This is a genomic window from Ramlibacter sp. G4-7, assembly GCF_057784995.1.
Genome location: NZ_JBYNTT010000029.1, coordinates 12358 through 35510 on the forward strand (window position 1 = coordinate 12358; position 23153 = coordinate 35510).

The window sequence follows — 23153 nt, forward strand, 5'->3', positions numbered from 1 at the left end:
AGGGACCGCCGCTGCCGCCCTTTACCCGTAGCCGCTGGAGCTCAAGGACCTGGCAGCCGGAGGCGGCGGGAACCGGTTGGCGGCGCCTGATCGCGGTGGTCAGCTCTTGCCACGCGCCGTCCCGCTACCAGAGCCCCGTTTCGACCCGGATCGCGACTTCGCAGTCGTCGAAGATCTCCAGCTTGGCGATGCGCACCCGCACGCCCAGCACGCCGGGCAGCTGCATCAGGCGGTGCGCCAGCTTGCCGATCAGGGTCTCGAGGAGGTTGACGTGCGTCGCCGTGCACTCCTCGATGATGATCCGCCGGACCTTGCGGTAGTCCAGCACATGCATGATGTCGTCGTCGCTCGGCAGCAGTGGCTGGGTGCCGAGGTTCAGCTCCGCATCGACGCGGATCGGTTGCGGCGCCGACTTCTCGTGCTCGAGGATGCCCAGGTTGGCGTCGAAGCGCAGGCCTTCGAGGGTGAGGATCTGGGTGCCGGCCTTGCTCATCACATCAGCGAGAAATCGCGGTCGAACTTCATCAGGTGCTGGCCGCCATCGACCAGCAGGGTGGTTCCGGTGATGGAGCCGTTCTCCAGGGCGAAGCGCACCGCATGGACGACGTCCTCGGGGGTCGACGAGCGCCCCAGCGGCGACAGCTTGTGCAACTGCTCGAACTTTTCCTGCGGCAGCAGGTGGCTGGTGAGCGTGAGGCCCGGCGCGACGCCGACGACGCGCAGCCGCGGCGCCAGCCCTTGCGCCAGCAGCGTCGTCGCCGCTTCCAGCGCCGCCTTGGACAGCGTGTAGCTGAGGAAGTCCGGATTCGGGTTCCACAGCTTCTGGTCGAGCAGGTTGACCACGGCGCCCTGGCCGTCGCGCTGCTCCAGGTGCGCAGCCAGTGCCTGCGCCAGCAGCACGGGTGCCGCCGTGTTGGCGGCCATGTGCGCGGCGAGCGTGGCGGCCGTGAAGCTGCGCGCATCGTCGTGCTCGAAGCGCGAGGCGTTGTTCACCACCGCATCGAGGCGGCCGAAGCGCTGCACGACGGCGGGCACGAGGGCCCGGGCCTGCGGCTCGTCGGCCAGGTCGGCCTGGAAGACATCCGAGGGCGCATGCGCGGCGCACGCCGCGGAGGTCTCGCGCGCTTGCGCGTCCGAGCCGCGGAAGTGCACGGCGACCTGCCAGCCGGCCGCGGCGAGGTCGAGCGCGATGGCGCGGCCGAGCCGACGCGCGCCGCCGGTGACCAGCACAGTGCGGCCTGAGGCGCCCTTCATTGGCGGACAATCGCTCGGTGGAAAACCATGCGAGCAGTGTAACCAGCGGCCTGCACAGGCTGATCGCCGAACAGGTCGCGCGCGGCGGCGGCTGGCTCCCCTTCGACCGCTACATGGCGCTGGCGCTGTACGCGCCGGGGCTGGGCTATTACGCCAACACCTCGCGCAAGTTCGGCACCATGCCGGGGTCGGGCAGCGACTTCGCCACGGCACCCGAGATGAGCCCCTTGTTCGGGCAGTGCCTGGCCGTGCAGGTGGACGAAGCCTTGCAGCACACGGACACCAACGAGATCTGGGAGTTCGGCGCGGGCTCCGGCGCGCTCGCGCGCGAACTGCTGCAGGTGCTGCATGCACGCGTGCAGCGCTACACCATCGTGGAACTCTCGGCCTCGCTGCGCGAACGCCAGCAGCAGGCACTGGCGCCGTTCGCCGACCAGGTCGAGTGGGCCAGCGAACTGCCCGAGAAGATGCGCGGGGTGGTGGTGGGCAACGAAGTGCTCGATGCGATGCCGGTCAAGCTGATCGTGCGCAAGAACCTGCTGTGGCACGAGCGCGGCGTGACGGTGCAGGACGGCAAGCTCGCCTGGTCCGACGTGCTGACGCACCTGCGCCCGCCGCTGGAGCCCACGGGCACGCACGACTACATCGCCGAACTGCACCACCACGCGCAGGCCTTCGTGCGCACGCTCGGCGAACGCATGGAGGCGGGCGCGGCCTTCTTCATCGACTACGGCTTTCCCGAGGCGGAGTACTACCACCCGCAACGCCACATGGGCACGCTCATGTGCCACCGCGGGCACCTGGCCGATCCCGACCCACTGGAGGCGCCGGGCGAGAAGGACATCACCGCGCACGTCGACTTCACCGGCATCGCGGTGGCGGCGCAGGAGGCCGGGCTGCCGGCCCTGGGCTATGCGACGCAGGGGCGCTTTCTCGTGAATTGCGGCATCGGCGAGCGCATGGCCTCGCTGCCCATCGCGCAGCAAGCCGCTGCGCAGCGGCTCGTGGCCGAACACGAGATGGGCGAGCTGTTCAAGGTGATCGGCTTCCAGCGCGGCCCGTTCTGGAACGCGATCGGCTTCCGCTACGGGGACCGCACCCACACGCTTTGAACCCGAAGGTTCTCGTCCTGGCCCGCCTTTGATGCCGGCGGCGGTCCCTTCCGCCTGAATTTGGCCGAAGATCAGTCTTGCGCGGCGGAAGTGCCGGTCCTAGCATCCGAACCGACCCGGCGGCAGAGCCGGGCGCAGGAGACAACAGCGTGAAGCGCTGGGACCAGCTTTCGCCCGCCGAGATGCATGTCCTCCGGACCGTGTTCTGGTCCGTGGGCAGCTCGCGCAATGGGCTCGCCAGCCGCCTGGACTGCTCCAGGAGCAAGGCCAACGCGCTGGCCGCCGGCCTGATCGAACAAGGCCTGCTGGAGGAAACCGGCCTGCAGGAGTCCTCGGGCGGCCGCCGGCCCGAAACCCTGCAACTGGCCAGCGGCCTGGGTGTCGTCGTCGGCGTGGACCTGGGCGCCACCAGCCTCGACGTGGCGGTGATGCGGCCGGACCTGGCCGTGCTGGCGCGCCATTCCGAAGACGCCGACGTGCGCGACGGACCCGGGGTGGTGCTGGCCCGCGTGCGCGACGTCATGCGGGAACTGCTCGCGCGCTGCGGCGTGTCGGCCAACCAGGTCATCGGCATCGGCATGGGCGTTCCCGGCCCGGTGGACTTCGCCAGCGCGCAGCTCGTGAACCCGCCGCTGATGCCGGAATGGGACAGCTTCTCCATCCGCGACTCCCTCGGCGAGGCGTTCGCCGCTCCCGTCTTCGTCGACAACGACGTCAACCTGATGGCGCTGGGCGAGCTGTGGCGGCTGCAGCGCAGCCTGCAGAACTTCATGGTGATCAAGGTGGGCACGGGCATAGGCTGCGGCATCGTCTGCCACGGCGAGGTGTACCGCGGCGCCAACGGCTCCGCGGGCGACGTGGGCCACATCTGCGTCGACCAGGCGGGCCCGCGCTGCCACTGCGGCAACCTCGGCTGCGTCGAGGCGATGGCCGCCGCGCCCGCCATCACGCGCATGGCGGTGGATGCGGCGCAGGCCGGCGAGAGCCCCGCGCTCGCCGCGGTGCTGCAGGCCAACGGCAAGCTGAGCGCGGTGGACGTCGGCCAGGCCAGCCGCGCCGGCGACGCGGCGGCCAACGCGATCATCCAGCGCGCCGGCAGCCTGATCGGGCAGATGCTCGCGTCGGTGGTGAACTTCTTCAATCCCTCGCACGTGTTCATCGGCGGCGGCGTCACCCAGATCGGTCCGCTGTTCCTGGCATCGGTGCGCCAGAGCGTGTACCACCGCTCGCTGGCGCTTTCCACGCGGCACCTGGACATCCAGTACACGCCCCTGGGGGCGCAGGCCGGGCTGGTGGGCGCCGGCGCGCTGGCGATGCAGGAGTCGCTGCGCCTGCATGGAGGGCGGGGATGAGCCTGGCGATCGAGTTCCGCAACATCACGCGCAGCTTCGGGCCGGTGCAGGTGCTGCACGGGGTGAGCTTCGCGCTGCAGCCGGGACACGTCGTCGGCCTGCTGGGAGAAAACGGCGCCGGCAAGTCCACGCTGATGAAGATCCTGGCCGGCTACCTCGAACCGTCGGGCGGCGAGTTGCTGGTCGATGGCAAGCCGGTCCACTTCCGCAGCTCGCGCGAGGCGGAGGCCCAAGGCATCGTGCTGATCCACCAGGAGTTCAACCTGGCCGAGGACCTGACGATCGCGCAGAACATCTTCCTGGGGCACGAGAAGATCCGCGGCTGGTTGCTGGACGACGAGGCCATGCGCGAGGCCACGCGCGACGTGCTGCGCCAGGTCGGCCTGCAGGCGGAGCCGGACACGCGCGTGCGCAGCCTGATCGTGGCCGAGAAGCAGCTGGTGGAGATCGCCAAGGCGCTCGCGCGCAAGGCGCGGCTCCTGATCATGGACGAGCCCACCGCGACGCTCACGCCGGGCGAGACCCAGCGCCTGTTCGCGCTGATGGCGCAATTGAAGGCCGACGGGGTGACCCTGGTCTACATCTCGCACAAGCTCGACGAGGTGGAGAAGGTCACCGACGAAGTCGTCGTCATGCGCGACGGCCGCTTCGTCACCCGCCAGCCGACCGCGCAGCTCACGCGCCATGCGATGGCCAACCTGATGGTCGGCCGCGAGATCTCGGACCTGTTCCCGGCCAAGGATCCCGCCCCGCAAGGCACCCCGGTGCTGGAAGTGCGGGGCTTCACGGTGCCGGGCTGGGCGCGCGACGTGAGCTTCGAGGTGCGCGCCGGCGAGATCCTGGGCTTCGCGGGCCTGGTGGGCGCCGGCCGCACGGAGCTGTTCGAAGGCATCCTGGGCTTGCGCGCGAAGAGCGCGGGCGTCGTGCGCATGGACGGCCGCGAAGTGCGGCTGCCGGATCCGCGCGCCGCCGCCAACGAGGGCATCACCTACCTCAGCGAAGACCGCAAGGGCAAGGGCCTGCACGTGGACTTCGGCCTGCGCGAGAACCTCACCCTCATGAACCTGCGCGAGTTCGCGCGGCCGGTGCTGCAGCCCGCGCGCGAACAGCAGGCCCTCGAGGCCGCCGTGCGCACCTACGGCATCCGCACCGGCGACCTGCGCCAGCGCGCCTCGGCCCTGTCGGGCGGCAACCAGCAGAAGCTGGCGCTCGCCAAGGTGCTGCAACCCCGGCCGCGCGTGGTGGTGCTCGACGAGCCCACCCGCGGGGTCGACGTGGGCGCCAAGCGCGACATCTATTTCCTGGTCCAGCGCCTGGCGCGCGACGGCCAGGCGGTCATCGTGATCTCGTCCGAGCTGCTGGAGCTGATCGGCCTGTGCCACCGCGTCGTCGTGATGCGGGGCGGCCATCTCACCGCCACCGTGCACGACGAACACCTCAGCGAAGAGGAACTCATCGCCCATGCCACCGGAACTCGCTGAAGCCACGCCCACGCGCCGCGCCGCCGACCTGTGGGGGCAGCTGCACGGCTTCGGCCCCGTGGCGGGCCTGGTGCTGCTATGCATCGCCGGCACGCTGCTCAATGGCGAATTCGCCACCCTGGACAACCTGCTCAACGTGCTGACCCGCACCGCCTTCATCGGCATCATCGCCGTGGGCATGTGCTTCGTGATCATCAGCGGCGGCATCGACCTGTCGGTGGGCTCGATGGCGGCGCTGATCGCCGGCTGCATGATCCTGCTGATGAACAAGGTGGCGGCCAGTGTGGGATCACCGGTCCTGGTGATCGTGCTGGGCATGCTGCTGTCGCTGGTGCTGGGCGCCGTGTTCGGGCTGGTGCACGGCCTGCTGATCACCAAGGGCCGCATCGAGCCCTTCATCGTGACGCTGGGCACGCTGGGGATCTTCCGCGCCTACCTGACCTACTTCGCGGACGGCGGCGCGATCACCCTGGACAACGCGCTGGCCGACGTCTACAGCCCGGTCTACTACGGCAGCCTGCTCGGCATCCCCTTCCCCGTCTGGGTGTTCGCGGTGATGGCGCTGGCGGGGGGCTTCGTCCTGAACCGCACCGCTTACGGCCGCTACGTGCAGGCGATCGGCTCGAACGAGCAGGTGGCGCGCTATGCCGCCGTCGACGTCGACCGCGTCAAGGTGCTCACCTACATGTTGCTCGGGCTGTGCGTGGGCGTCGCGACCCTGCTGTACGTGCCGCGCCTCGGCTCCGCCTCGCCCACGACGGGCCTGCTGTGGGAGCTGGAGGCGATCGCCGCCGTGATCGTCGGCGGCACCGCGCTCAAGGGCGGCGCCGGCAGCATCGCCGGCACGGTGGTCGGCGCCATCCTGCTGTCGGTCATCAGCAACATCCTGAACCTCACCAGCATCATCAGCGTGTACCTGAATGCGGCGGTGCAGGGCTTCGTGATCATCATCGTCGCCTTCCTGCAGCGCGGCCGGCGATGAAAGTGTTTACCAACCGCAGCCGCCAGGGCGGCTTTCTTCCCAAGGAGACAACCATGACGAAACTCACCCGCAGACTGGCGCTGGGCGCCGCGGCACTGGCGGCGACGCTGGCGGTGGCGCCCGCCCTGGCACAGGGCAAGAAGGAGGTGCTGGGCGTGTCCATGCCGGCCGCCACGCACAGCTTCATGGCTGGTGCCGTTTACTGGGCCAACGAGGCCAAGAAGGACCTGGAGAAGGCACATCCCGGCATGCAGGTGATCGTCAAGACCGCCGCCAATGCGTCCGAGCAGGCCAACCAGCTGCAGGACCTGGTGACCGTCAACAAGATCACCTCGCTGGTCGTGTTCCCCTTCGAGTCCGCCGCGCTGACCAAGCCGGTCGCCCAGGTGAAGGCCAAGGGCATCTACGTGACGGTGGTCGACCGCGGCCTGACCGACACCAGCGCCCAGGACGCCTACGTGTCCGGCGACAACACCGCCTTCGGCAGGATCCCGGCGGAGTACATCGCCAAGGCGCTGAACGGCAAGGGCAACATCGTGGCGCTGCGCGGCATCCCCACCACGCTCGACAACGAGCGCATGGACGCCTTCAACGCCGTGATGAAGAACTACCCCAACATCAAGCTGCTGGATGCCAAGCACGGCAACTGGAACCGCGACGATGCCTTCAAGGTGATGCAGGACTACCTGACGCGCTTCAAGGAGATCGACGCGGTCTGGGCGGCCGACGACGACATGGCCGTGGGCGTGCTGAAGGCCATCGAGCAGGCCAAGCGCAAGGACATCAAGCTGGTGTTCGGCGGCGCCGGCGCCAAGGGCGCGATCAAGACGCTGATGGACGGCAGCGACCCGCTGATCCAGGCCAACGTGTCCTACTCGCCCAAGTTCATGTACGACGCGATCAAGATGACCGGCGAGGCGCGCCTGAAGGGCGAGAAGCTGCCCGCGACCAACATCGTTCCGTCGGTGCTGATCACGAAGCAGAACGCGAAGGAGTTCTACTTCCCGAACTCGCCGTTCTGAATATTCACCGGGAGAAGTCGCTGCGCGACTTTTCTCGGTGGCCTGATCAGTGTGAGGAGGACCGGCGAAGCCGGATCCTCCCCACAAGAGAGGTCGCGCTGCATGTTGTTCCGCGCGACCTGGTGCCGCTAGCGGAGCAATACATGCCAAGACCCGTCACCCTCTTCACCGGCCAATGGGCCGACCTTCCGCTCTCCGAGCTCGCGCCGCTGGCCAAGAGCATGGGCTACGACGGGCTGGAGCTGGCCTGCTGGGGCGACCACTTCAACGTGCAGGAGGCGCTCGGCAGCGAGGCCTACGTGCGCGACAAGTGGGCGCTGCTGAAGAAGCACGGCCTCACGTCCCTGGCCATCGGCAACCATCTCGTCGGCCAGGCCGTGTGCGACCTGATCGATGCGCGGCACAAGTCGATCCTGCCGGAGCACGTCTGGGGCGATGGCGATCCGGAAGGCGTGCGGCAGCGCGCCGCCAGGGAACTCGCCGACACCGCGCGCGCCGCGAGGAAGTTCGGCGTGAAGACCGTCACCGGCTTCACCGGCTCCTCGATCTGGCACGCGACCTACGCCTTCCCGCCCACGACGCAGGCGTACTGGGACGCGGGCTTCGCCGATTTCGGCAAGCGCTTCGGGCCCATCCTCGACACCTTCGAGAAAGAGAACGTCAACTTCGCGCTGGAAGTGCATCCCACCGAGATCGCCTTCGACATCGCCTCGACCCAGCGCGCGATCGAGGCCGTGCAGGGCCACAAGCGCTTCGGCTTCAACTTCGACCCGAGCCACCTGGCCTACCAGGGCGTCGACTACGTCAAGTTCATCCGCACCTTCCCCGACCGCATCTACAACGCCCACATGAAGGACGTGTGGTGGGGCAAGGGCGACGGCACCGTGGGCGTGTTCGGCGGCCACACCAGCTTCGGCGACGCGCGCCGCTACTGGGACTTCCGCAGCGTGGGCCGCGGCATGGTGGACTTCGAGGCCATCATCGTGGCGCTGAACGACATCGGCTACGGCGGCCCGCTGTCGGTCGAATGGGAGGACAGCCGCATGGATCGCGTGCACGGCGCGACCGAGAGCGCCGCGTTCTGCAGGCGGCTGGACTTTCCGCCCGCGGCCGGCGGTGCGTTCGACGCGGCCTTCGCCCGGGAGAACCAGTGAACGAAGCGCCCCGCAGGCTGCGCTGCGCCATGGTGGGCGGCGGGCAGGGCGCCTTCATCGGCGCCGTGCACCGCAAGGCGATGGCGCTGGACGGACAGTTCGAGCTGGTGGCCGGCGCGCTGTCGTCCACGCGCGAGAAGGCGCTGGCGTCGGGCCGCGAACTGGGGCTGCGCGACGAGCGCAACCACGGCGACTGGCAGGCGCTGCTCGCGGATGAACTCAAGCGGGACCCGGCCGAGCGCATCGACCTGGTCTCCATCGTCACGCCCAACCACGTGCACTTCCCGGTGGCGAAGGCCTTCGTCGATGCGGGTTTCCATGTCGTGTGCGACAAGCCGCTGGTGCATACGGCGGCGCAGGCGCAGGAACTCGTGGACGCGGTGCGCCGCCGCGGCACGGTGTTCGGCGTGACCTACAACTACACCGGCTACCCGCTGGTGCGGCAGGCGCGCGAGATGGTCCGGCGCGGCGAGCTGGGCACGATCCGCAAGGTCGTCGTCGAATACAACCAGGGCTGGCTGGCCACGCGCCTGGAAGCGGAAGGCAACAAGCAGGCGGCCTGGCGCAGCGACCCGGCGCAGTCGGGCGGCGCCGGCGCGCTGGGCGACATCGGCTCGCATGCGGAGAACCTGGTGGCGACGGTCACGGGCCTGGAAGTGGAGAGCCTCTGTGCCGACCTCGGTTCGCTGGTGCCCGGCCGTGCGCTCGACGACGACGCCAACGTGCTGCTGCGTTTCGCCGGCGGCGCGCGCGGCGTGCTGGTGGCCTCCCAGGTCAACACCGGCATCGAGAACGGCCTGCGCCTGCGCGTGTCGGGCACGCTGGGCACGATCGAGTGGTGGCAGGAGGAGCCGAACCGGCTCACGCATTTCGCGCTCGACGGCCCGCCGCGCCTGCTGACGCGGGGCGCGCCCTGGCTGCACCCGCCGGCGTTGCGCGCCGGCCGGATCCCGCCCGGGCACCCGGAAGGCTTCATCGAGGCCTTCGCGAACGTGTACCTGGGAGTCGCGGCCGCGATCCGTGCGCACGGGGAGGGCAGGGCGCCCGATCCGCTGGAGGCCGACTATCCGGACGTGGAGGCGGGGGCGCGCGGGGTGCGGTTCATCGAGGCGGTGCTGGCGTCGGCGCGGAGCCGGGAGAAGTGGACGCGGTTGGCGTCGTGACGTGAACGGTGGGTTCGCGTTCGCGTCCCCGTCCCCCCGTCTCCGCCTCCCCGCAGTCCCCACCCCGCCCCCACCCCCCTTACACTCTCCCGATGATCCGCTGGATGATCGTCGTCTTTCTCGCGCTGGTGCTGATCAGCTGGTTCTCGCCCGCGCTGCAGAAGCTCGGCTTCGGCCGGCTGCCGGGGGACCTGCGCTTCAAGCTCTTCGGGCGCGACATGTTCATCCCGCTGACGTCCACCATCCTCCTGAGCATGGCCGCAGCGGCGATCGCGAAGTTCCTCTGATCCCATGAAAGCCTGCATCGACATCGGCGGCACCAAGGTCGCCGTCAGCCTCAATTCCGGCGCCGGCCTCGAACTGGTGGGCAAGCGCAGCGAACCCACCGCCAAGACCGGCAGCAACGACGCGGTCGCGCGGCAGGTGATCCGCCTCGTGGACGAAGCCTGCGCCGAGATCGGCGTCGATCCTTCGCGGGTGCAGCGCTGCGGCGTGTCCTCCGCCGGCCCCTTCGTGATGAACGCGGGGCTGGTGGAACTGGCCGCGCCCAACATCTGCGGCGGCATGGCGGGGCCGGCGCGCGGCCTGCCCAACGACTGGATGACGGCCACGCTGGAAGCCCCCTTGCGCCGCCGGTTCACCCAGGGCGTGCGCGTGGAAAACGACGCCGTCTCCGCGCTGGAAGCGGAGCGCCGCTGGGGCGCGCTGCAGGGCTTCGAGCACTGCGCCTACGTCACCTGGAGCACCGGCGTCGGCATGGGCCTGTGCGTCGACGGCCGGGTGCTGCGCGGCAAGAACGGCAACGCGGGCCACGGCGGCCACATGTTCGTGAGCGACAACGACGACGCCCTGTGCGGCTGCGGCAACGTGGGCGACCTCGAGGCGCTGGTGGCGGGCAACGCCGTCGCCCGCCGCTTCGGTGCCGATGCGGCCACCCTGATGCAGCGCGCGCGCGCCGGCGACGCCGCCGCGATCGCGACGGTCGACGAGCTGTGCCGCGTGATGGGCCGCGCCCTCTACAACATCACGGTGGTGCTGGACCTGCAGCGCATCAGCCTGGGCGGCAGCGTCTTCGGCAACAACAAGGACTACCTGCTGCCGCGGCTGCAGGCGCAACTGGCGGGCAAGCTGCCCTCGCTCACCAACGGCTGCGAGCTGGTGCCCGCCGGCCTGGGCGACCGCGTGGGCGACTACGCCGCGCTCGCGCTCCTGGTCTGAGCGTCCAGGACGACCCGCACCCGCGCCTGCTGGATGCGCTGGCCGATGGCGTCGCCGGAAAGGCCTTCGTCGCGCGCCTTCGCCGCGACCGTCGCCGTGTCCACGGAGCGCGCTGCACGCAGCGCCGCCATCAGCGCCGCCCCTTGCGGATAGGGCCTGGCTTCGGCGCCCGGCGCGCTGCGCGCGATGCACTCGCAGGCGAGCAGCACCTGCGCGAAGCGTTGCGGCTTGCGGAAGCCGTCGCAGCGTTCCAGCAGGCGCACGGTGGCCTCCGCGTCGGCCTGCAATGCCGCGTCGATCGCGCCGCGCTCGCGTGCCACCACCTCCGCCAGCTCGCGGCATTCGTTCGGAACGCGCAGCCGCTCCGACAAGGCTTTCACCTGCGCGGGGTCCAGGCCGGTGGTGAGGCAGGCGAAACGCACGGGCAGCGGCGCGGCCAGCGCTGCGGCCGTATCCAGCACGCGCAGCACTTCCTCGCGCGCCTGTACCTCCGGCATCACGCGTGCCAGCGCGCCGCACGCCTGCAGGATCTCCAGCATGCGCGAAGGACGCGGCTCCATCAGCCCGCGCGCCAGTTCCTGCCAGACGCGTTCAGGCACCAGGTGGTCGGCCTCGCCTTCGTCGACCATCGCGCGCATGAGCGCCAGCGTTTCGGGCGCCAGCGTGAACTCGTGGAAGCGGGCGGCGAAGCGCGCCACGCGCAGGATGCGCACCGGGTCTTCGCGGAAGGCCTCGGTCACGTGGCGCAGCACCTTGCGGGCCAGGTCCTGCTGCCCGCCGAAGGGGTCGATCAGCGACCCGTCCCCGGCCTGCGCGATCGCGTTGATGGTGAGGTCGCGGCGCGCGAGGTCCTCTTCCAGCGTGACATCGGGCGCCGCGTGGAACGCGAAGCCGTGGTAGCCGCGGCCGGTCTTGCGCTCCGTGCGCGCGAGTGCGTGTTCCTCGCGCGTGTCCGGATGCAGGAAGACCGGGAAGTCCTTGCCGACCGGCAGGTAGCCGGCGCGGATCATCTCTTCCGGCGTCGCGCCCACGACCACCCAGTCGGTGTCGTTCACCGGCAGGCCGAGGAGGGCGTCGCGGACGGCGCCGCCGACGCGGAAGATTCGCATGGGCGGAGTGTAAATGTGCTCCGCCTGCCCCTCGCCGCCGACCCTCTCCCCAAGTGGGCGCGAGGAACTCAGGTGCGGGAGGTGCGGTACGGTTCGTCGAAGACGACGAAGTCCTTTTCTTCCAGGGCGGCGTCCATCCAGGCCTTGACCGACGCAAGGGCGCAGACGCGGCGCACGTAGTCGGTGATGCGGCCAGGCACGGGCAGGGCGTAGCCGCGGATGCGCATGCACACGGGCGCGAAGAAGGCGTCGGCGGCGCTGAACTCGCCGAACAGCATCGGGCCCTTGTGTTCTTCCAGCAAGGCGGTCCACATGCCGACGATGCGCTCGACGTCGCTGCGCACGCCGGCCTGGTCGCGCCAGGCCAGCGCGCCTATGTGCGGCAGCGAGGCCTCGATGTTCATCGGGCAGTGCGTGCGCAGGGCGCTGAAGCCGGAGTGCATTTCGGCGCAGACGCTGCGGGCCCGCGCCCGGGCGCGGGCATCGCGCGGCCAGACGCCGCGGTCCGGGTGCTTCTCGGCCGCGTACTCGATGATCGCCAGCGAATCCCACACGGCCAGGCCCTCGTCCACCAGCACGGGCACGCGGCCGGCCGGGTTGACCTTGAGCACTTCGTCCTTGAAGTGCGAGTCGCCGTCGAAGGAATCGAAGCGGACCAGCCGCTCCTCGAAGGGAATGCCCGCCTGTTTCAGGAGCACCCAGGGGCGCATGGACCAGGACGAGTAGTTCTTGTTGCCGATGTAGAGCGTGGGCATCGCGGCCTCCGGAGATTGTTCAGCGCGATGCTAGCGGGGCGGGCGGGGGCATTGATGCAAAAAGCCGCAGCGATTGATGACTCAATCGTCCGGCGAACGCGTCTTCGAAGGCATGCGCCGCCGGATCGGGCCCTCCAGCAGCAGGATGCCCAGCACGATGAGCGTGCTCAGGGCGGCGGTCGCTTCCCGTCCGAGGCCGGCGGCGATGCCGATCATCGCCGTCATCCACACGCCGGCGGCGGTGGTCAGGCCATGCACCTGCTCCTCCTTCTCCAGCTTGAGGATGGCGCCCGCGCAGACGAAGCCCACGCCGGCCAGCAGGCCCTGGAGCACGCGGCTCAGGGCCTCGTCGTCCATGCCTTTCTGGCTGACCACCATGACGACCAGGGCGGAGCTGCAGGCCACCAGCATGTGGGTGCGCACGCCGGCCGGCTTGCCGTGGCGCTCGCGTTCCATGCCGAGGATGCCTCCCAGCAGGCCCGCCAGCAGCAGGCGCACCACCAGCTGCGTCACGTCCTGCACGTCGCCGAGGTCCGAGAACTCGGCGGCGATCGTGTCGGCGACCTGTTCCCAGACCGTCATCGGCTCAGGGCAGGTCCCCGTTGGGTGCCGGCTGCGCGGTGTCGCGCGGGCCGATCATGCCCAGGCGCGCCTTCAGCGACTGCGGCTGCCCGGTGAGCATCGCGGAGTAGAAGGTGGTGTTGGCCAGCACCTTCTTCACGTAGTCGCGCGTCTCCTGGAACGGCACGTTCTCGGCCCAGGCCGCGCCTTCCAGCAGCGGCCCGTTGCGCCAGGCGCGCGGCCGGCTCGGGCCCGCGTTGTACGCCGCAGCCGCCAGCGGCATGGAGCCGGCGAAGTCGTCCAGCACCAGCTTGAGGTAGCCGGTGCCGATCGCGATGTTGGTCTCGCGGTCCTGCAGCTTGTCGGCCGTGAAGTTGTCCATGCCGTACTTGCGGGCCGTCCAGCGCGCGGTGGCGGGCATCACCTGCATCAGCCCGGAGGCGCCGACGCTGGAGCGCGCGTCCATCACGAAGCGGCTTTCCTGCCGGATCAGGCCATAGACGTAGGCGGGATCGAGACTGATCTCCTTGGCGCGGCGCACCACGATCTCCCGGAACGGCATGGGAAAGCGCTGCTCGGCGTCGAACTCCACCTTGGTGCGCTCGCTGGTGTTGATGCAGCGGTCCCACACCTCGCGGTCGCACGCGAACTGCGCCGCGGCCAGCAGCTCGCGGTCGTTGAAGCCGCCCGGACGGTGCAGGTTGGTGGTGTAGTTCCACTCCCGGTTGCCTTCGGCGCGCAGGCCCAGCGCCATCGCATAGAGGGCGCGGTTCAGGCCCGGCTCCTGGCGCGCGGCCTTCTTTTCCTCGTCGGTGATCGGCTGCGGCTTGACCGGCACGACGATCTTCTGGCCCAGTTCCTCCAGCGCGAGCTGCTCGTAGAAGCCCTTGGGCGAGGCGATGGACTGCAGCAGCTTTTGCGCCTCGGCACGGTGCGCTTCGGTCGGCTGCGGCGCGGCGAGCAGCGCCCGCGCCTTCCAGTAGACCCAGGTGGAATCGAGCTGCGACTCCTCGCTCATGGCGTTGACGGCTTCCAGCACGTTCTTCCAGTCCGTGCCCCGGGGCGCGCGCAGCGCGGCACGCACTTTCCAGCCGAGCAGGTCGTCGTTCAGGTAGCGGTCGCGTTCGACCTTGGCGAAATACCCGTTGGCCTCCGGCTGCAGGCGCTGGGCGGCCTGGCGGCCGATCACGCCCCAGATCCAGTCGCGCTCCTCCGGGTGCAACTGCGGTCCCCACTTGTTCTCCAGCTGGCCGGCGGCGCCCTCGATGTCGGAGGTGGCCAGCTTGATCAGCGCCAGCCCCACCATCTCGCGGCGGGTGCGCGAGGCGGCAAACACCTTGGAGGAGAGAAACTTCGCCGGTTGCGCCATCAGCTCCTTCAGCAGGGGCTGCGCCTCGGGCTTGACCAGCTCCAGCGCATCCGAGGCGGCGCGCACCCGGTTGGCCTCCACCGCCTGGCGCACCTTGCGCCAGCCGTCCGACGCGGTGAGCCTGGAGCCCGGCTTGCCCAGGATGCTGGCCGCGGCCAGGGTGCAGCCGTCGTCGGCGTCGCGCTGCGCCAGCCAGTTGCGGCGGATCTCTTCCGACACCGCCGGCAGCGTGTTGGAATCCTGCAAGGCCTGCACCAGGAGCGCGTAGCAGCGCACCTCGCGGTCGTCCTTCATGCGGAACTTGGGGTATTCCTGGGCGAAACTGTCCCAGTCGCGGCGCTGGCCCAGCACTTGCAGCCAGTCGTTGCGCAGGCGATCCTCCTGGTAGGTACCGGGATAGCGGGCGAAGAACTGCTGCACCTCGGTGGGCGAAGCGGTGTCCAGCCGGGAGCGCAGCTCCCAGTAGGCGGCCCAGGCCTCGAGGGCATGGCCTTGCGCCAGGGGCAGGAGCTGCGCCAGGCGGGCCTTGTTGCCGGCGGCGTAGGCCTTCTGCATCTCCAGGATGGCGTCGTCGCGGGGCTGGGTGGGCTGCTGCGCCTGCACGCAGCCGGCGAGGACGATCGCGAGGGGTGCCAGAATCGTTCTCAACTTCATCGGGGAATTATGGACAGGTCGGAAGATAAAAGGGCTCTGCGCCGGCGGCTCATAGAACAACGCATGAAGATGCCGGATCGACTACGCCGCGCGGACCTGTTGCAGCAGGTCATGCGCATCTGGCTGGTGGGCCGCTCCGACACCGTCATCGGTGCGTACTGGCCGATCAAGGGGGAATTCGATCCGCTGCCGGCGCTGCATCGCTGGAAGGAGGACGGCGAACTGCTGGATGAACCGCAATTGCGCCGGATCGGCTTGCCCGTGGTCGACAAGGTACATCAGACGCTCAAATTCCACGCATGGTTCCCCGGATGCCCCATGGAGGAGGATGCCTTCGGCATTCCCAAGCCCAAGGACACCGAGGTGGTCGTGCCCACCCTGCTGTTCGTTCCCTGCGTCGGCTACGCGGTCGGCGGCTACCGCCTCGGCTACGGTGGCGGCTTCTACGACCGCACCCTGGCCCAGCTCCAGCCCAGGCCCTACACGGTCGGGCTGGGCCTGGCCGACGGCTTCCTGCCCGACTTCGAGCCGGAGCCGCACGACGTGCCGCTGGATGCGATCCTGAACGAGCTGGGGGTGGTCTGGCCGATTTCGCTGGGCGGGTGAGCAGGCGGATTTCCGGACCTTCAATCGAGGTTGTCCACCGTATCGGGATCCGGCACTTCCCCGATCGTCTGCCGCGTGATGCGGCTCTGGACCATCAGCCACTCGCAGAACGCCCGGATCTCCGGCCGCTGGGCGCTGCGCGGCCCCACCACCAGCCAGTAGGCCATCGGTGAATCCATGCGCAGCCGGGGCAGCGGCTCGATCAGGTCGCCGTTGGCCAGGCTTTCGGCCACCAGCGGCAGGCGCGCGAGCACCAGGCCCTGGCCGGCAAGCGCCGCCTGCACCATCTGGTAGGCGTAGTTGAAATAGAGCCAGCGCTTGGGCTGCAGCTTGGCCAGCCCGTGCTCGTCGAACCAGCGCCGCCACGTCAGCCACTCCAGGTGCGTCTGGTGCGCATCGCCGGCTTCGATCAGCGCGAACTGGGCCACGTCGGCCGGCTTGGCCAGCGCCGCTCCGCCCTTGAGCAGCCACGGGCTGGCCACCGGCGTGAGCTGCTCGCCGAACAGGCGCGTGGCGTGCGCCGGCATGCTGGCCATGGGCCCGTAGCGCAGGGCGAGGTCCACGTCCGAGACTTCCAGGTCGAGCGTGGCGTCGGTCGCGTCGATGCGGATGTCCATGTCGGGGTTGTCGCGCTGGAACTGTTCCAGCCGCGGGATCAGCCACATCGAGGCGAAGGAGGCAAAGGTGGTGATCGCCACGGAGCGGCGGCCCGCGCTCTGGCGGATCTGCCGCACCGCGCTGTCGATGCGCGGCAGCGACTGCGACACGGCCATCAGCAACTGCGCGCCCGCGCTGGTCAGCTCCACCGCGCGCGTGTGCCGAAGGAACAGGCTCACGCCCACTTCTTCCTCCAGCGACTGGATCTGGCGGCTGACGGCCGACTGGGTCAGCGCCATTTCCTCGGCCGCGGCGCGGAAGTTGAGGTGCCGGGCCACGGCCTCGAAGGCGCGCAGGTGGCCGGCGGCGATGGGACGGGTGCGCAGGTGCGTCTGCGAATGCTGCATGGCGCTCGGTGCTATTGATGCGGATCGGGAATCAATAGCGTAGCGGGATTTCATTGGACCGCCAAGGGAGCGTGAACGATCATTCGATTCCGAAAAACGATCGCTGGAGAACACCATGTTCGCCCTGTCCGCCACCCGCCTCCTCGCCTCCGCCCCCTCCTCGGCCCTGCCGGGCACGTGGAAGCTGGCCCGCGGCCGTGCGATCACCCTGCGCCCGGCCACGGACGGGATCGTCCGCGTCGCGCACGGCCGCGTCTGGGCGACGGCCGACGGCCCGCACGGTGTGAACCCGGACGACTCCGGTGACCACGTGCTGCAGGTGGGCCGCTCCATGTACGTGCGGGCCGGGCAGCGGGTGGTGCTGGAGGCCTGGAACGAAAGCGGCGCGTCCTATTTCGCCTGGGACCCCGTCGCCGAGCCCGTGCTGGCGGCCCGGCGCCGCGTCAACCTGTCGGCCGTGCTGACGCCGATGGCCGACCTGCGCATGGCCGCTGCCATCGCGCTGCGCGCCATCGGACAGCTCGCGGCCGGGCTGGTGCGTGTCGGCTGGCAGCTGGTGCATCCGGGCAGCGTCGCACCCGCACGCCGCGACTCGCGGGCCTACGGTTGAAGCGCCGGCGCGCCAGAAATTGCGGCCTGCATGGCCGGTGAGGGGCGCAAGCCTCTAACATCGCCGGCATGTTCCCCCCGCCGATCCACGTCGTCGTCATGGGTGTCGCCGGTTGCGGCAAGTCGGTGGTCGGGGCCGAGCTCGCCCAGCGCCTGATGCTGCCGCTGGTGGAGGGCGACGACTTCCACCCGCCGGGCAACATCGAGAAGATGCGCCAGGGCCAGCCGCTTGCCGACGAGGACCGTGCCGGCTGGCTCGCGCGGCTCGCGGAGCAGTTGCAGGCGCACCCGGCCGGCGTGGTGCTGACCTGCTCGGCGCTGAAACGCAGCTACCGCGACACGCTGCGCGCCGCCTCGCCTGCGCTGCACTTCCTGCACCTGTCGCTCACGCCGCACCAGGCGCTCGAGCGCGTCGCCTCGCGCACGGACCACTTCTATCCGCCCAGCCTGGTGGCCAGCCAGTTCGAGGCGCTGGAAGACCCGCGGGCGGAACCGCGCGTGCACGCGGTCGACGCCACCTGGCACGTGGATCGCCTGGTGGAACAGGCCGCGGCCTGGCTGCGGCCGCCGTTCAACAATGCGTAACGCATTACGCTAAGTAGAATGATGGGGATCCACCGAGGAGACCCATGAGCAAAGCCTTTGCGAGCCAGGCCGACCTGGCCGACAAGAAGATCACCTTCGAGCAGCTGTCCGCGCATTGCTGGGCGTACACCGCCGAGGGCGACCCCAATTCCGGCGTGATCATCGGCGACAAGTACGTCATGGTCAGCGACTGCACCGCCACGCCGTCGATGGCGCGCGACCTGATCGCCCGCATCCGCACCGTCAGCGACAAGCCGATCAAGTACGTGCTGCTGACGCACTACCACGCGGTGCGGGTGCTGGGCGCGAGCGCGTACTTCAAGGAAGGGGCGAGCGAGATCATCGCCAGCCAGGGCACCTTCGAGCTGATTGCCGAGCGCGGCAAGGAGGACATGCAGTCGGAGATGGACCGCTTCCCGCGCCTGTTCCGCAACGCCGAGGAGATCCCGGGCCTCACCTGGCCCACGCTCGTCATCGGCGGCGGCGTGCCCGGCAAGGGCGAAGTGCCCGGCCGCCTGACCGTGGACCTGGGCGGGGTGCGCGTGCAGATCTGGTCGCCCGGCAACGGCCACACGCGGGGCGACACGATCGCGTGGGTCGAGGAGGAGGGCGTGCTCTTCTCGGGCGACCTGGTCGAGTACAACGCGGGCGTCTACACGGGCGACGCGCACCTGGAAGAGTGGCCGGCGACGCTGCAGGCGCTGAAGGCGCTGAATGCGACGGCGCTGGTGCCTGGCCGCGGCGAAGCGCTGCAGGGACGCGAGCAGGTCGCGGCCGGCATCGCGTACACGCAGCGCTGGGTGGAGACGCTGTTCCGCTGTGCCAAGGAAGCCGCCGCGTCGAACATGGACCTCAAGGCGGCGATGGCGCACACGCGCAAGTCCATGGACCCGATCTTCGGCAACGTGTTCATCTACGAGCACTGCCTGCCCTTCGACGTGAGCCGCGCCTTCGACGAAGCGCGGGGCGTGAAGGTGCCGCGCGTGTGGACGGCGGAGCGGGACAAGGAGATGTGGGCTTCGCTGCAGGAGTGAGGTTCGGGAAGCTTCGGCGAGCGAGCGAAGCGGCGAACCCCACCGCAACGTAAGCGGGCACCGACACGCGCCCCGCGTCGGGGACGACACCAAGCCGTGGGGGCGCTTCCTAAGCTGGACAGGCGCGTGCCGCCATGGCACCCGCCAATCCTACGAGGAGAGCGATCCATGCCCAACGAGGACAAGTCCACCCCGCGTCCCATGCAGCAGCAACCCCAGCGCGAGAGCGACCCGCAGCAGCAGCGCGCGGGCGCCACCGACTTCCAGTCGCGTCCCGATGCGCAGGGCGCAGAGGTGGAAGGCGAAGGCAGCTACACGGCGACGCGCGACTACCAGAAGAACATCAAGGGCTATCTCGACAAGGCCGACGTGCAGTCGGACGCCGAAGCGTCCAAGCCGCGTTCCGAGTCGGAAGCGCGCGAGATGGAGGAGGCGGAGCGCGAAGGGCGCTCGCATTCCAAGGGCGAGAAGTAAGGCGCGAGGTGACGCAGGTGCGGCGCGACGCTGGCCATCACGCCGCCCGCCGCGCCGCCACCACCCCCGCCACCGCCAGCAGCGCCAATCCCACCGCCAGCCCCGGCGCGCCGCCCGCTTCCAGCGCGGACCCGCTCACCACCGGCCCCAGCGTTCCGCCCCACGTGTAGCCCGTGATCATGGCGGCCGTGCCGCCCGCCGTCGCGCGGCCGGCGAAGGCGCGCGCGACCTGCACCATGCTGAGCGTGTAGAGGGCGCCGCCGACGCCGCCCCAGACGATTCCGCACACCCATAGCAGGCACGGTGCGCGCGTCGCGAAACCCATCGCGATGCTGGCGAGCAGCAAGGCGCCCGTTGCCGTGGTGAAGACAGTGCGCAGCGGCCAGCGGTCGGCCGCCCAGCCCGCGGGGTACTGGCACAGGAAGCTGCCGACCCCGATGGCGCCGGCGACGCTCGCCGCGGCGCGCAGGCTCAGGCCGGTGGCCGATGCATGCGCGGCGCCGACCGCGCCCAGGCCCGCCTCGAACACGCCGCCGCAAAAGGCGATCAACGCGAGCCACGGCACGGTGCGCAAGGCCTCCCACGTGCCCGTGTGCTCCCTGGCCAGGTCGCGCGGCACGTGCGGGCGCGCCGTCACGGCGAGCAGCAGGCACGCGCTCACCATGCCGACCGCCACCCAGAGCACGGTGCGGCCCTCCAGCTGCAGCACGCCCGGCAGGAAGGGCCCGACCGCCAGCGCGGCGCCCAGGGCCGTCTGGTACAGGCCCATCACGCGCCCGCGCATCGCGGGCGGCGCTTCCTCGGCCAGCAAGGCCTCCGTCGTGTTCCACAGCGCCGCGGCGCCGCAGCCCGCGACGAGGGAACCCAGGGCCCACACGCCCACGTGGCTGGATGTGGCATAGGCCGCGATCCCCGCCACCTGCAGCACGGCGCCGGTGCGATACGTGCGCAAGGTGCCCCAGCGCTTGAGCACGCGCGGGACGATCGGAATCAGCAGGCCCACCATCAGGAAGGGCAGCATGGAGAAGGCGCCGACGAAGGCCGTGCCATGACCGGCCTGTTGCAGCAGCACCGCCAGCACCGGTCCCGCCATCGCGAAAGCCATGACGAGCAGCGTCGTGGCCGCTCCCAGGCGCCAGACGAGCGCCAGCCCGGATCCGCCGCGCGTCACCGGGGCTGCGCCGACAGGTCGCGCAGGTCGCGCTGGTAGGCGCGCAGGCGCCGCACGGCCTGCTCGCGCTGGGCCGGCGTGGTGCTGCGATGCACCGCGGCAAAGGTGCGGCAGCCTTCCTGCACCAGCCCTTCCTGCCAGGTGCGGTACGCCGCGTCCGGCGAGTGCAGGGCGCGCTCGAGCCAGCCGCGCAGCTGCGCGCTCGCCTCCTCGGGCGGCATCTGGGCGCGGCTGGCGTGGCGCAGCGTCTGCACCAGGTCCTGCTGGCGGCGCTGGCGGTCCGCCAGGATGCGCGCCGGGTCATAGGCCGACTGCGCGACGCCCTGGCGCAGGACCTCGCGCTGCGGCGCATCGAGCCGGCCGTAGACCATCTCCAGCCGATCGAGCATCTGCTCGTAGCGCTTGTCCTGCGCCTCGGCCGGCGACGCGTCGACCGCCTCCTTGCGGAATTTCTCGTTGCTCTTGCCGAACCTGCGTTCGATGTGCCGCAGTTGCGCGTCGCTGAAGGTGGCCGCAACCGCTCCCACCGCGGGGCCCACGCCGTCCGCGACGGCGCCCAGGCGGCCCTGTGCGTCCGCCACCAGCGTGCACGCCTGCTGCGCGCTGATCTCGCCGGGCACCATCTGCTCGATGCGGGCCAGCAGTTCCGCGACCCGTGGCAGTTCCTGCTGCCGGTGCCACTGGTGCAGGCGGGTGAGCTCCGCGCGCACGCGGGGCTCCTGCGCGTCGCTGAAATCGGCGTAGCCGTCCAGCCACCAGAACAGCACCTCGGGCAGGTTGTTGTACCCCAGCTTGATCGCGCTGCAGCCCGAAAGCCCCAGCGCGAGCGCGAGCCCAAGGATAATGCCGGCCATGCGGATGGAGCGGATCGGCTTCATGGATGCGAAGGGTACGTGAATGACAGCAGTCGATGTGGTGGTGATGGCGGCGGGCAAGGGCACGCGCATGAAAAGCCGGACGGCCAAGGTGCTCCACCGGCTGGGGGGCAAGCCCCTGGTCCAGCACGTGATGGACACGGCGCAGGCCCTGCACGCGCGGCGCACCATCGTGGTCACCGGCCATGGCGCCGACGAGGTCGAGGCCTGGTTGCGCCAGTCGGCCGAGGCCGCCGGCCGGAGCGCGCCCGACTTCGTGCGGCAGGAACCGCAACTGGGCACCGGCCATGCCGTGCAGCAGGTCGTGCCGGTGCTGCCCGATGACGGCATCGCCCTGCTCCTCAATGGCGACGTGCCGCTGGTGCGGCCCGAGACGCTGCAGGCCCTGGTCGACAAGTGCGCGGGCGAGCGCCTGGCGCTGCTCACGATCGAGATGGCGGACCCCACGGGCTACGGCCGCATCGTGCGCCAGGGCGACGCCGTGCAGGCGATCGTGGAGCACAAGGACGCCACGCCGGCGCAGCGGGCGATCCGCGAGGTCTACACGGGCTTCATGGCCGTGCCCGCCAAGAAGCTCAAGGGCTGGCTCGCGCGCCTGCGCAACGACAACGCCCAGAAGGAGTACTACCTCACCGACATCGTCGGCTTCGCGGTGCAGGACGGCTGCGAGGTCGTTGCCTCGCCGGCACTGGAGCAGGTGGAAGTGGACGGCGTGAACAGCCCGGTGCAGCTCGCCGACCTGGAGCGCGCCTACCAGCGCCGGCAGGCGCGGGCGCTGATGGAGCAGGGCGTGCGCCTGGCCGATCCCGCGCGCTTCGACCTGCGGGGAAAACTCACCTGCGGGCAGGACGTCGAGATCGACGTGAACTGCGTGTTCCAGGGCGAGGTCACGCTGGGCGACAACGTGCGCGTCGGACCGAACTGCGTCATCGCCAACGCGAAGATCGGCGCCAACGTGGTCCTGCAGGCCTTCACGCACATCGAGGGCGAGGACGCCGGCGTGGAGATCGGGGAGGGCGCGCTGATCGGCCCGTTCGCGCGGCTGCGCCCCGGCGCGCAGCTGGGGCCCGAGGTGCACATCGGCAATTTCGTGGAAGTGAAGAACTCGTCGATGGCCCGCGGCGCCAAGGCCAACCACCTCGCCTACCTCGGCGACGCCGCCGTCGGCGAGCGCGTCAACTACGGCGCGGGCAGCATCACGGCCAACTACGACGGCGCCAACAAGAGCCGCACCGTGATCGAGGCCGACGTGCACGTGGGCAGCAACTGCGTGCTGGTCGCGCCGGTGACGGTCGGCAAAGGCGGCACGGTGGGTGCGGGATCCGTCGTGAACAAGGACACGCAGCCGGGCGTGCTGACGGTGGCGCGCGCCAAGCAGGTGAGCATCACGGGCTGGCAGCGGCCGAAGAAGAAAAAGTGAAGGGTCGCGCCGCGGTCGCGCGTCGCGCGTCGCCGTGGCCTGTGGGCCGACGCGACGCCAGCCCCAGCATGTAGATACTGTCTCGCAAGTCAAGCGTGAAGTGCGGGATTGAACGGCTTTCCGGACTTCAGTACACCGTAGGCAATCGCCAGGATCTTGCGCATCAGGGCACCGAGGACGAGTTTCTTT

Annotated in this window: 24 protein-coding genes; 15 read left to right on the forward strand and 9 right to left on the reverse strand. The window is 70.0% G+C overall.

Annotated features, from left to right (window positions below; translation table 11 throughout):
- Positions 1-124: 124 nt before the first annotated feature.
- Both AC3EGR_RS24575 and AC3EGR_RS24580 read right to left on the reverse strand, forming a co-directional pair.
- Positions 125-493 (reverse strand): dihydroneopterin aldolase, encoded by a 369-nt coding sequence (locus AC3EGR_RS24575; protein ID WP_488549163.1) that lies wholly within the window; start codon positions 491-493, stop codon positions 125-127.
- Positions 493-1254, reverse strand: coding sequence for an SDR family oxidoreductase (locus AC3EGR_RS24580; protein ID WP_488549164.1), 762 nt, complete (start codon positions 1252-1254; stop codon positions 493-495). Before AC3EGR_RS24580 ends, AC3EGR_RS24575 begins: the two co-directional genes overlap by 1 nt.
- A 17-nt stretch (positions 1255-1271) precedes the next feature.
- On the opposite strand from AC3EGR_RS24580, the gene AC3EGR_RS24585 reads away from it, so the two are divergent.
- From AC3EGR_RS24585 to AC3EGR_RS24625, 9 genes are all read left to right on the forward strand, one after another.
- Positions 1272-2366 carry a class I SAM-dependent methyltransferase gene (locus AC3EGR_RS24585; protein ID WP_488549165.1) on the forward strand — a complete coding sequence of 365 codons (1095 nt, stop codon included), beginning with the start codon at positions 1272-1274 and terminating at the stop codon, positions 2364-2366.
- Positions 2367-2548: 182 nt separating this feature from the next.
- Complete coding sequence (locus AC3EGR_RS24590) at positions 2549-3718, forward strand: ROK family protein (protein ID WP_488549185.1); 1170 nt, start codon at positions 2549-2551, stop codon at positions 3716-3718.
- A complete protein-coding gene (locus tag AC3EGR_RS24595; RefSeq protein ID WP_488549166.1) occupies positions 3715-5199 on the forward strand; it encodes a sugar ABC transporter ATP-binding protein in 1485 nt (494 codons plus the stop codon). The genes AC3EGR_RS24590 and AC3EGR_RS24595 overlap by 4 nt, the downstream gene beginning before the upstream one ends.
- The gene (locus tag AC3EGR_RS24600; protein WP_488549167.1) at positions 5180-6181 is read left to right on the forward strand and encodes an ABC transporter permease; all 1002 of its coding nucleotides are present in this window, start codon (positions 5180-5182) and stop codon (positions 6179-6181) included. The genes AC3EGR_RS24595 and AC3EGR_RS24600 overlap by 20 nt, the downstream gene beginning before the upstream one ends.
- Positions 6182-6234: 53 nt before the next feature.
- Positions 6235-7203 carry a substrate-binding domain-containing protein gene (locus AC3EGR_RS24605; protein WP_488549168.1) on the forward strand — a complete coding sequence of 323 codons (969 nt, stop codon included), beginning with the start codon at positions 6235-6237 and terminating at the stop codon, positions 7201-7203.
- Positions 7204-7346: 143 nt separating this feature from the next.
- On the forward strand, positions 7347-8357 hold the full coding sequence (locus AC3EGR_RS24610) for a sugar phosphate isomerase/epimerase family protein (RefSeq protein WP_488549169.1): 1011 nt from the start codon (positions 7347-7349) through the stop codon (positions 8355-8357).
- 29 nt (positions 8358-8386) lie between these two features.
- Positions 8387-9520 carry a Gfo/Idh/MocA family protein gene (locus AC3EGR_RS24615; RefSeq protein WP_488549186.1) on the forward strand — a complete coding sequence of 378 codons (1134 nt, stop codon included), beginning with the start codon at positions 8387-8389 and terminating at the stop codon, positions 9518-9520.
- Between the two features lie 92 nt (positions 9521-9612).
- On the forward strand, positions 9613-9807 hold the full coding sequence (locus AC3EGR_RS24620) for a DUF2905 domain-containing protein (protein WP_488549170.1): 195 nt from the start codon (positions 9613-9615) through the stop codon (positions 9805-9807).
- 4 nt (positions 9808-9811) lie between these two features.
- Complete coding sequence (locus AC3EGR_RS24625; RefSeq protein ID WP_488549171.1) at positions 9812-10738, forward strand: ROK family protein; 927 nt, start codon at positions 9812-9814, stop codon at positions 10736-10738.
- Here AC3EGR_RS24625 and AC3EGR_RS24630 read toward each other — a convergent pair.
- From AC3EGR_RS24630 to AC3EGR_RS24645, 4 genes are all read right to left on the reverse strand, one after another.
- Positions 10711-11847: a tRNA nucleotidyltransferase/poly(A) polymerase-related protein gene (locus tag AC3EGR_RS24630; RefSeq protein WP_488549172.1), complete on the reverse strand. Its 1137-nt coding sequence runs from the start codon at positions 11845-11847 to the stop codon at positions 10711-10713. The genes AC3EGR_RS24625 and AC3EGR_RS24630 overlap by 28 nt on opposite strands.
- 68 nt (positions 11848-11915) lie before the next feature.
- Positions 11916-12602 (reverse strand): glutathione S-transferase family protein, encoded by a 687-nt coding sequence (locus AC3EGR_RS24635; RefSeq protein ID WP_488549173.1) that lies wholly within the window; start codon positions 12600-12602, stop codon positions 11916-11918.
- A gap of 81 nt (positions 12603-12683) precedes the next feature.
- Positions 12684-13184: an MgtC/SapB family protein gene (locus AC3EGR_RS24640; protein WP_488549174.1), complete on the reverse strand. Its 501-nt coding sequence runs from the start codon at positions 13182-13184 to the stop codon at positions 12684-12686.
- 4 nt (positions 13185-13188) lie between these two features.
- Positions 13189-15186 carry a lytic transglycosylase domain-containing protein gene (locus AC3EGR_RS24645; protein ID WP_488549175.1) on the reverse strand — a complete coding sequence of 666 codons (1998 nt, stop codon included), beginning with the start codon at positions 15184-15186 and terminating at the stop codon, positions 13189-13191.
- Between the two features lie 9 nt (positions 15187-15195).
- Here AC3EGR_RS24645 and AC3EGR_RS24650 point away from each other — a divergent pair, with 9 nt between their 5' ends.
- Positions 15196-15792, forward strand: coding sequence for a 5-formyltetrahydrofolate cyclo-ligase (locus tag AC3EGR_RS24650; protein WP_488549176.1), 597 nt, complete (start codon positions 15196-15198; stop codon positions 15790-15792).
- Between the two features lie 20 nt (positions 15793-15812).
- On the opposite strand, the gene AC3EGR_RS24655 is transcribed toward AC3EGR_RS24650, so the two are convergent.
- Positions 15813-16796: a LysR substrate-binding domain-containing protein gene (locus tag AC3EGR_RS24655; RefSeq protein WP_488549177.1), complete on the reverse strand. Its 984-nt coding sequence runs from the start codon at positions 16794-16796 to the stop codon at positions 15813-15815.
- Between the two features lie 115 nt (positions 16797-16911).
- Here AC3EGR_RS24655 and AC3EGR_RS24660 point away from each other — a divergent pair, with 115 nt between their 5' ends.
- The 4 genes from AC3EGR_RS24660 to AC3EGR_RS24675 all read left to right on the forward strand — a co-directional run bounded on the left by AC3EGR_RS24660 (position 16912) and on the right by AC3EGR_RS24675 (position 19498).
- The gene (locus AC3EGR_RS24660) at positions 16912-17406 is read left to right on the forward strand and encodes a DUF2917 domain-containing protein (protein WP_488549178.1); all 495 of its coding nucleotides are present in this window, start codon (positions 16912-16914) and stop codon (positions 17404-17406) included.
- Between the two features lie 68 nt (positions 17407-17474).
- Complete coding sequence (locus tag AC3EGR_RS24665; protein ID WP_488549179.1) at positions 17475-17990, forward strand: gluconokinase; 516 nt, start codon at positions 17475-17477, stop codon at positions 17988-17990.
- A 44-nt stretch (positions 17991-18034) separates the two neighbouring features.
- Positions 18035-19024, forward strand: coding sequence for an MBL fold metallo-hydrolase (locus AC3EGR_RS24670; RefSeq protein WP_488549180.1), 990 nt, complete (start codon positions 18035-18037; stop codon positions 19022-19024).
- Between the two features lie 168 nt (positions 19025-19192).
- A complete protein-coding gene (locus tag AC3EGR_RS24675) occupies positions 19193-19498 on the forward strand; it encodes a hypothetical protein (protein ID WP_488549181.1) in 306 nt (101 codons plus the stop codon).
- Between the two features lie 37 nt (positions 19499-19535).
- On the opposite strand, the gene AC3EGR_RS24680 is transcribed toward AC3EGR_RS24675, so the two are convergent.
- Both AC3EGR_RS24680 and AC3EGR_RS24685 read right to left on the reverse strand, forming a co-directional pair.
- The gene (locus AC3EGR_RS24680; RefSeq protein WP_488549182.1) at positions 19536-20669 is read right to left on the reverse strand and encodes an MFS transporter; all 1134 of its coding nucleotides are present in this window, start codon (positions 20667-20669) and stop codon (positions 19536-19538) included.
- The gene (locus AC3EGR_RS24685) at positions 20666-21547 is read right to left on the reverse strand and encodes a DUF6279 family lipoprotein (protein ID WP_488549183.1); all 882 of its coding nucleotides are present in this window, start codon (positions 21545-21547) and stop codon (positions 20666-20668) included. The genes AC3EGR_RS24680 and AC3EGR_RS24685 overlap by 4 nt, the downstream gene beginning before the upstream one ends.
- A 19-nt stretch (positions 21548-21566) precedes the next feature.
- Between AC3EGR_RS24685 and glmU the strand changes: the two genes are divergently transcribed.
- A complete protein-coding gene (glmU, locus tag AC3EGR_RS24690) occupies positions 21567-22964 on the forward strand; it encodes a bifunctional UDP-N-acetylglucosamine diphosphorylase/glucosamine-1-phosphate N-acetyltransferase GlmU (RefSeq protein ID WP_488549184.1) in 1398 nt (465 codons plus the stop codon).
- Positions 22965-23153 lie beyond the last annotated feature (189 nt).

Bases quoted from the DNA above. Each gene is read 5' to 3' on its own strand.
- AC3EGR_RS24665 (WP_488549179.1), top strand. From the start codon at position 17,475: ATGTTCCCCCCGCCGATCCACGTCGTCGTCATGGGTGTCGCCGGTTGC.
- AC3EGR_RS24625 (WP_488549171.1), top strand. From the start codon at position 9,812: ATGAAAGCCTGCATCGACATCGGCGGCACCAAGGTCGCCGTCAGCCTC.
- glmU (WP_488549184.1), top strand. From the start codon at position 21,567: ATGACAGCAGTCGATGTGGTGGTGATGGCGGCGGGCAAGGGCACGCGC.
- AC3EGR_RS24580 (WP_488549164.1), bottom strand. From the start codon at position 1,254: ATGAAGGGCGCCTCAGGCCGCACTGTGCTGGTCACCGGCGGCGCGCGT.
- AC3EGR_RS24615 (WP_488549186.1), top strand. From the start codon at position 8,387: ATGGTGGGCGGCGGGCAGGGCGCCTTCATCGGCGCCGTGCACCGCAAG.
- AC3EGR_RS24670 (WP_488549180.1), top strand. From the start codon at position 18,035: ATGAGCAAAGCCTTTGCGAGCCAGGCCGACCTGGCCGACAAGAAGATC.
- AC3EGR_RS24590 (WP_488549185.1), top strand. From the start codon at position 2,549: ATGCATGTCCTCCGGACCGTGTTCTGGTCCGTGGGCAGCTCGCGCAAT.
- AC3EGR_RS24605 (WP_488549168.1), top strand. From the start codon at position 6,235: ATGACGAAACTCACCCGCAGACTGGCGCTGGGCGCCGCGGCACTGGCG.
- AC3EGR_RS24575 (WP_488549163.1), bottom strand. From the start codon at position 493: ATGAGCAAGGCCGGCACCCAGATCCTCACCCTCGAAGGCCTGCGCTTC.
- AC3EGR_RS24635 (WP_488549173.1), bottom strand. From the start codon at position 12,602: ATGCCCACGCTCTACATCGGCAACAAGAACTACTCGTCCTGGTCCATG.
- AC3EGR_RS24655 (WP_488549177.1), bottom strand. From the start codon at position 16,796: ATGCAGCATTCGCAGACGCACCTGCGCACCCGTCCCATCGCCGCCGGC.
- AC3EGR_RS24630 (WP_488549172.1), bottom strand. From the start codon at position 11,847: ATGCGAATCTTCCGCGTCGGCGGCGCCGTCCGCGACGCCCTCCTCGGC.
- AC3EGR_RS24600 (WP_488549167.1), top strand. From the start codon at position 5,180: ATGCCACCGGAACTCGCTGAAGCCACGCCCACGCGCCGCGCCGCCGAC.
- AC3EGR_RS24595 (WP_488549166.1), top strand. From the start codon at position 3,715: ATGAGCCTGGCGATCGAGTTCCGCAACATCACGCGCAGCTTCGGGCCG.
- AC3EGR_RS24685 (WP_488549183.1), bottom strand. From the start codon at position 21,547: ATGAAGCCGATCCGCTCCATCCGCATGGCCGGCATTATCCTTGGGCTC.
- AC3EGR_RS24610 (WP_488549169.1), top strand. From the start codon at position 7,347: ATGCCAAGACCCGTCACCCTCTTCACCGGCCAATGGGCCGACCTTCCG.
- AC3EGR_RS24645 (WP_488549175.1), bottom strand. From the start codon at position 15,186: ATGAAGTTGAGAACGATTCTGGCACCCCTCGCGATCGTCCTCGCCGGC.
- AC3EGR_RS24675 (WP_488549181.1), top strand. From the start codon at position 19,193: ATGCCCAACGAGGACAAGTCCACCCCGCGTCCCATGCAGCAGCAACCC.
- AC3EGR_RS24650 (WP_488549176.1), top strand. From the start codon at position 15,196: ATGGACAGGTCGGAAGATAAAAGGGCTCTGCGCCGGCGGCTCATAGAA.
- AC3EGR_RS24640 (WP_488549174.1), bottom strand. From the start codon at position 13,184: ATGACGGTCTGGGAACAGGTCGCCGACACGATCGCCGCCGAGTTCTCG.
- AC3EGR_RS24660 (WP_488549178.1), top strand. From the start codon at position 16,912: ATGTTCGCCCTGTCCGCCACCCGCCTCCTCGCCTCCGCCCCCTCCTCG.
- AC3EGR_RS24620 (WP_488549170.1), top strand. From the start codon at position 9,613: ATGATCCGCTGGATGATCGTCGTCTTTCTCGCGCTGGTGCTGATCAGC.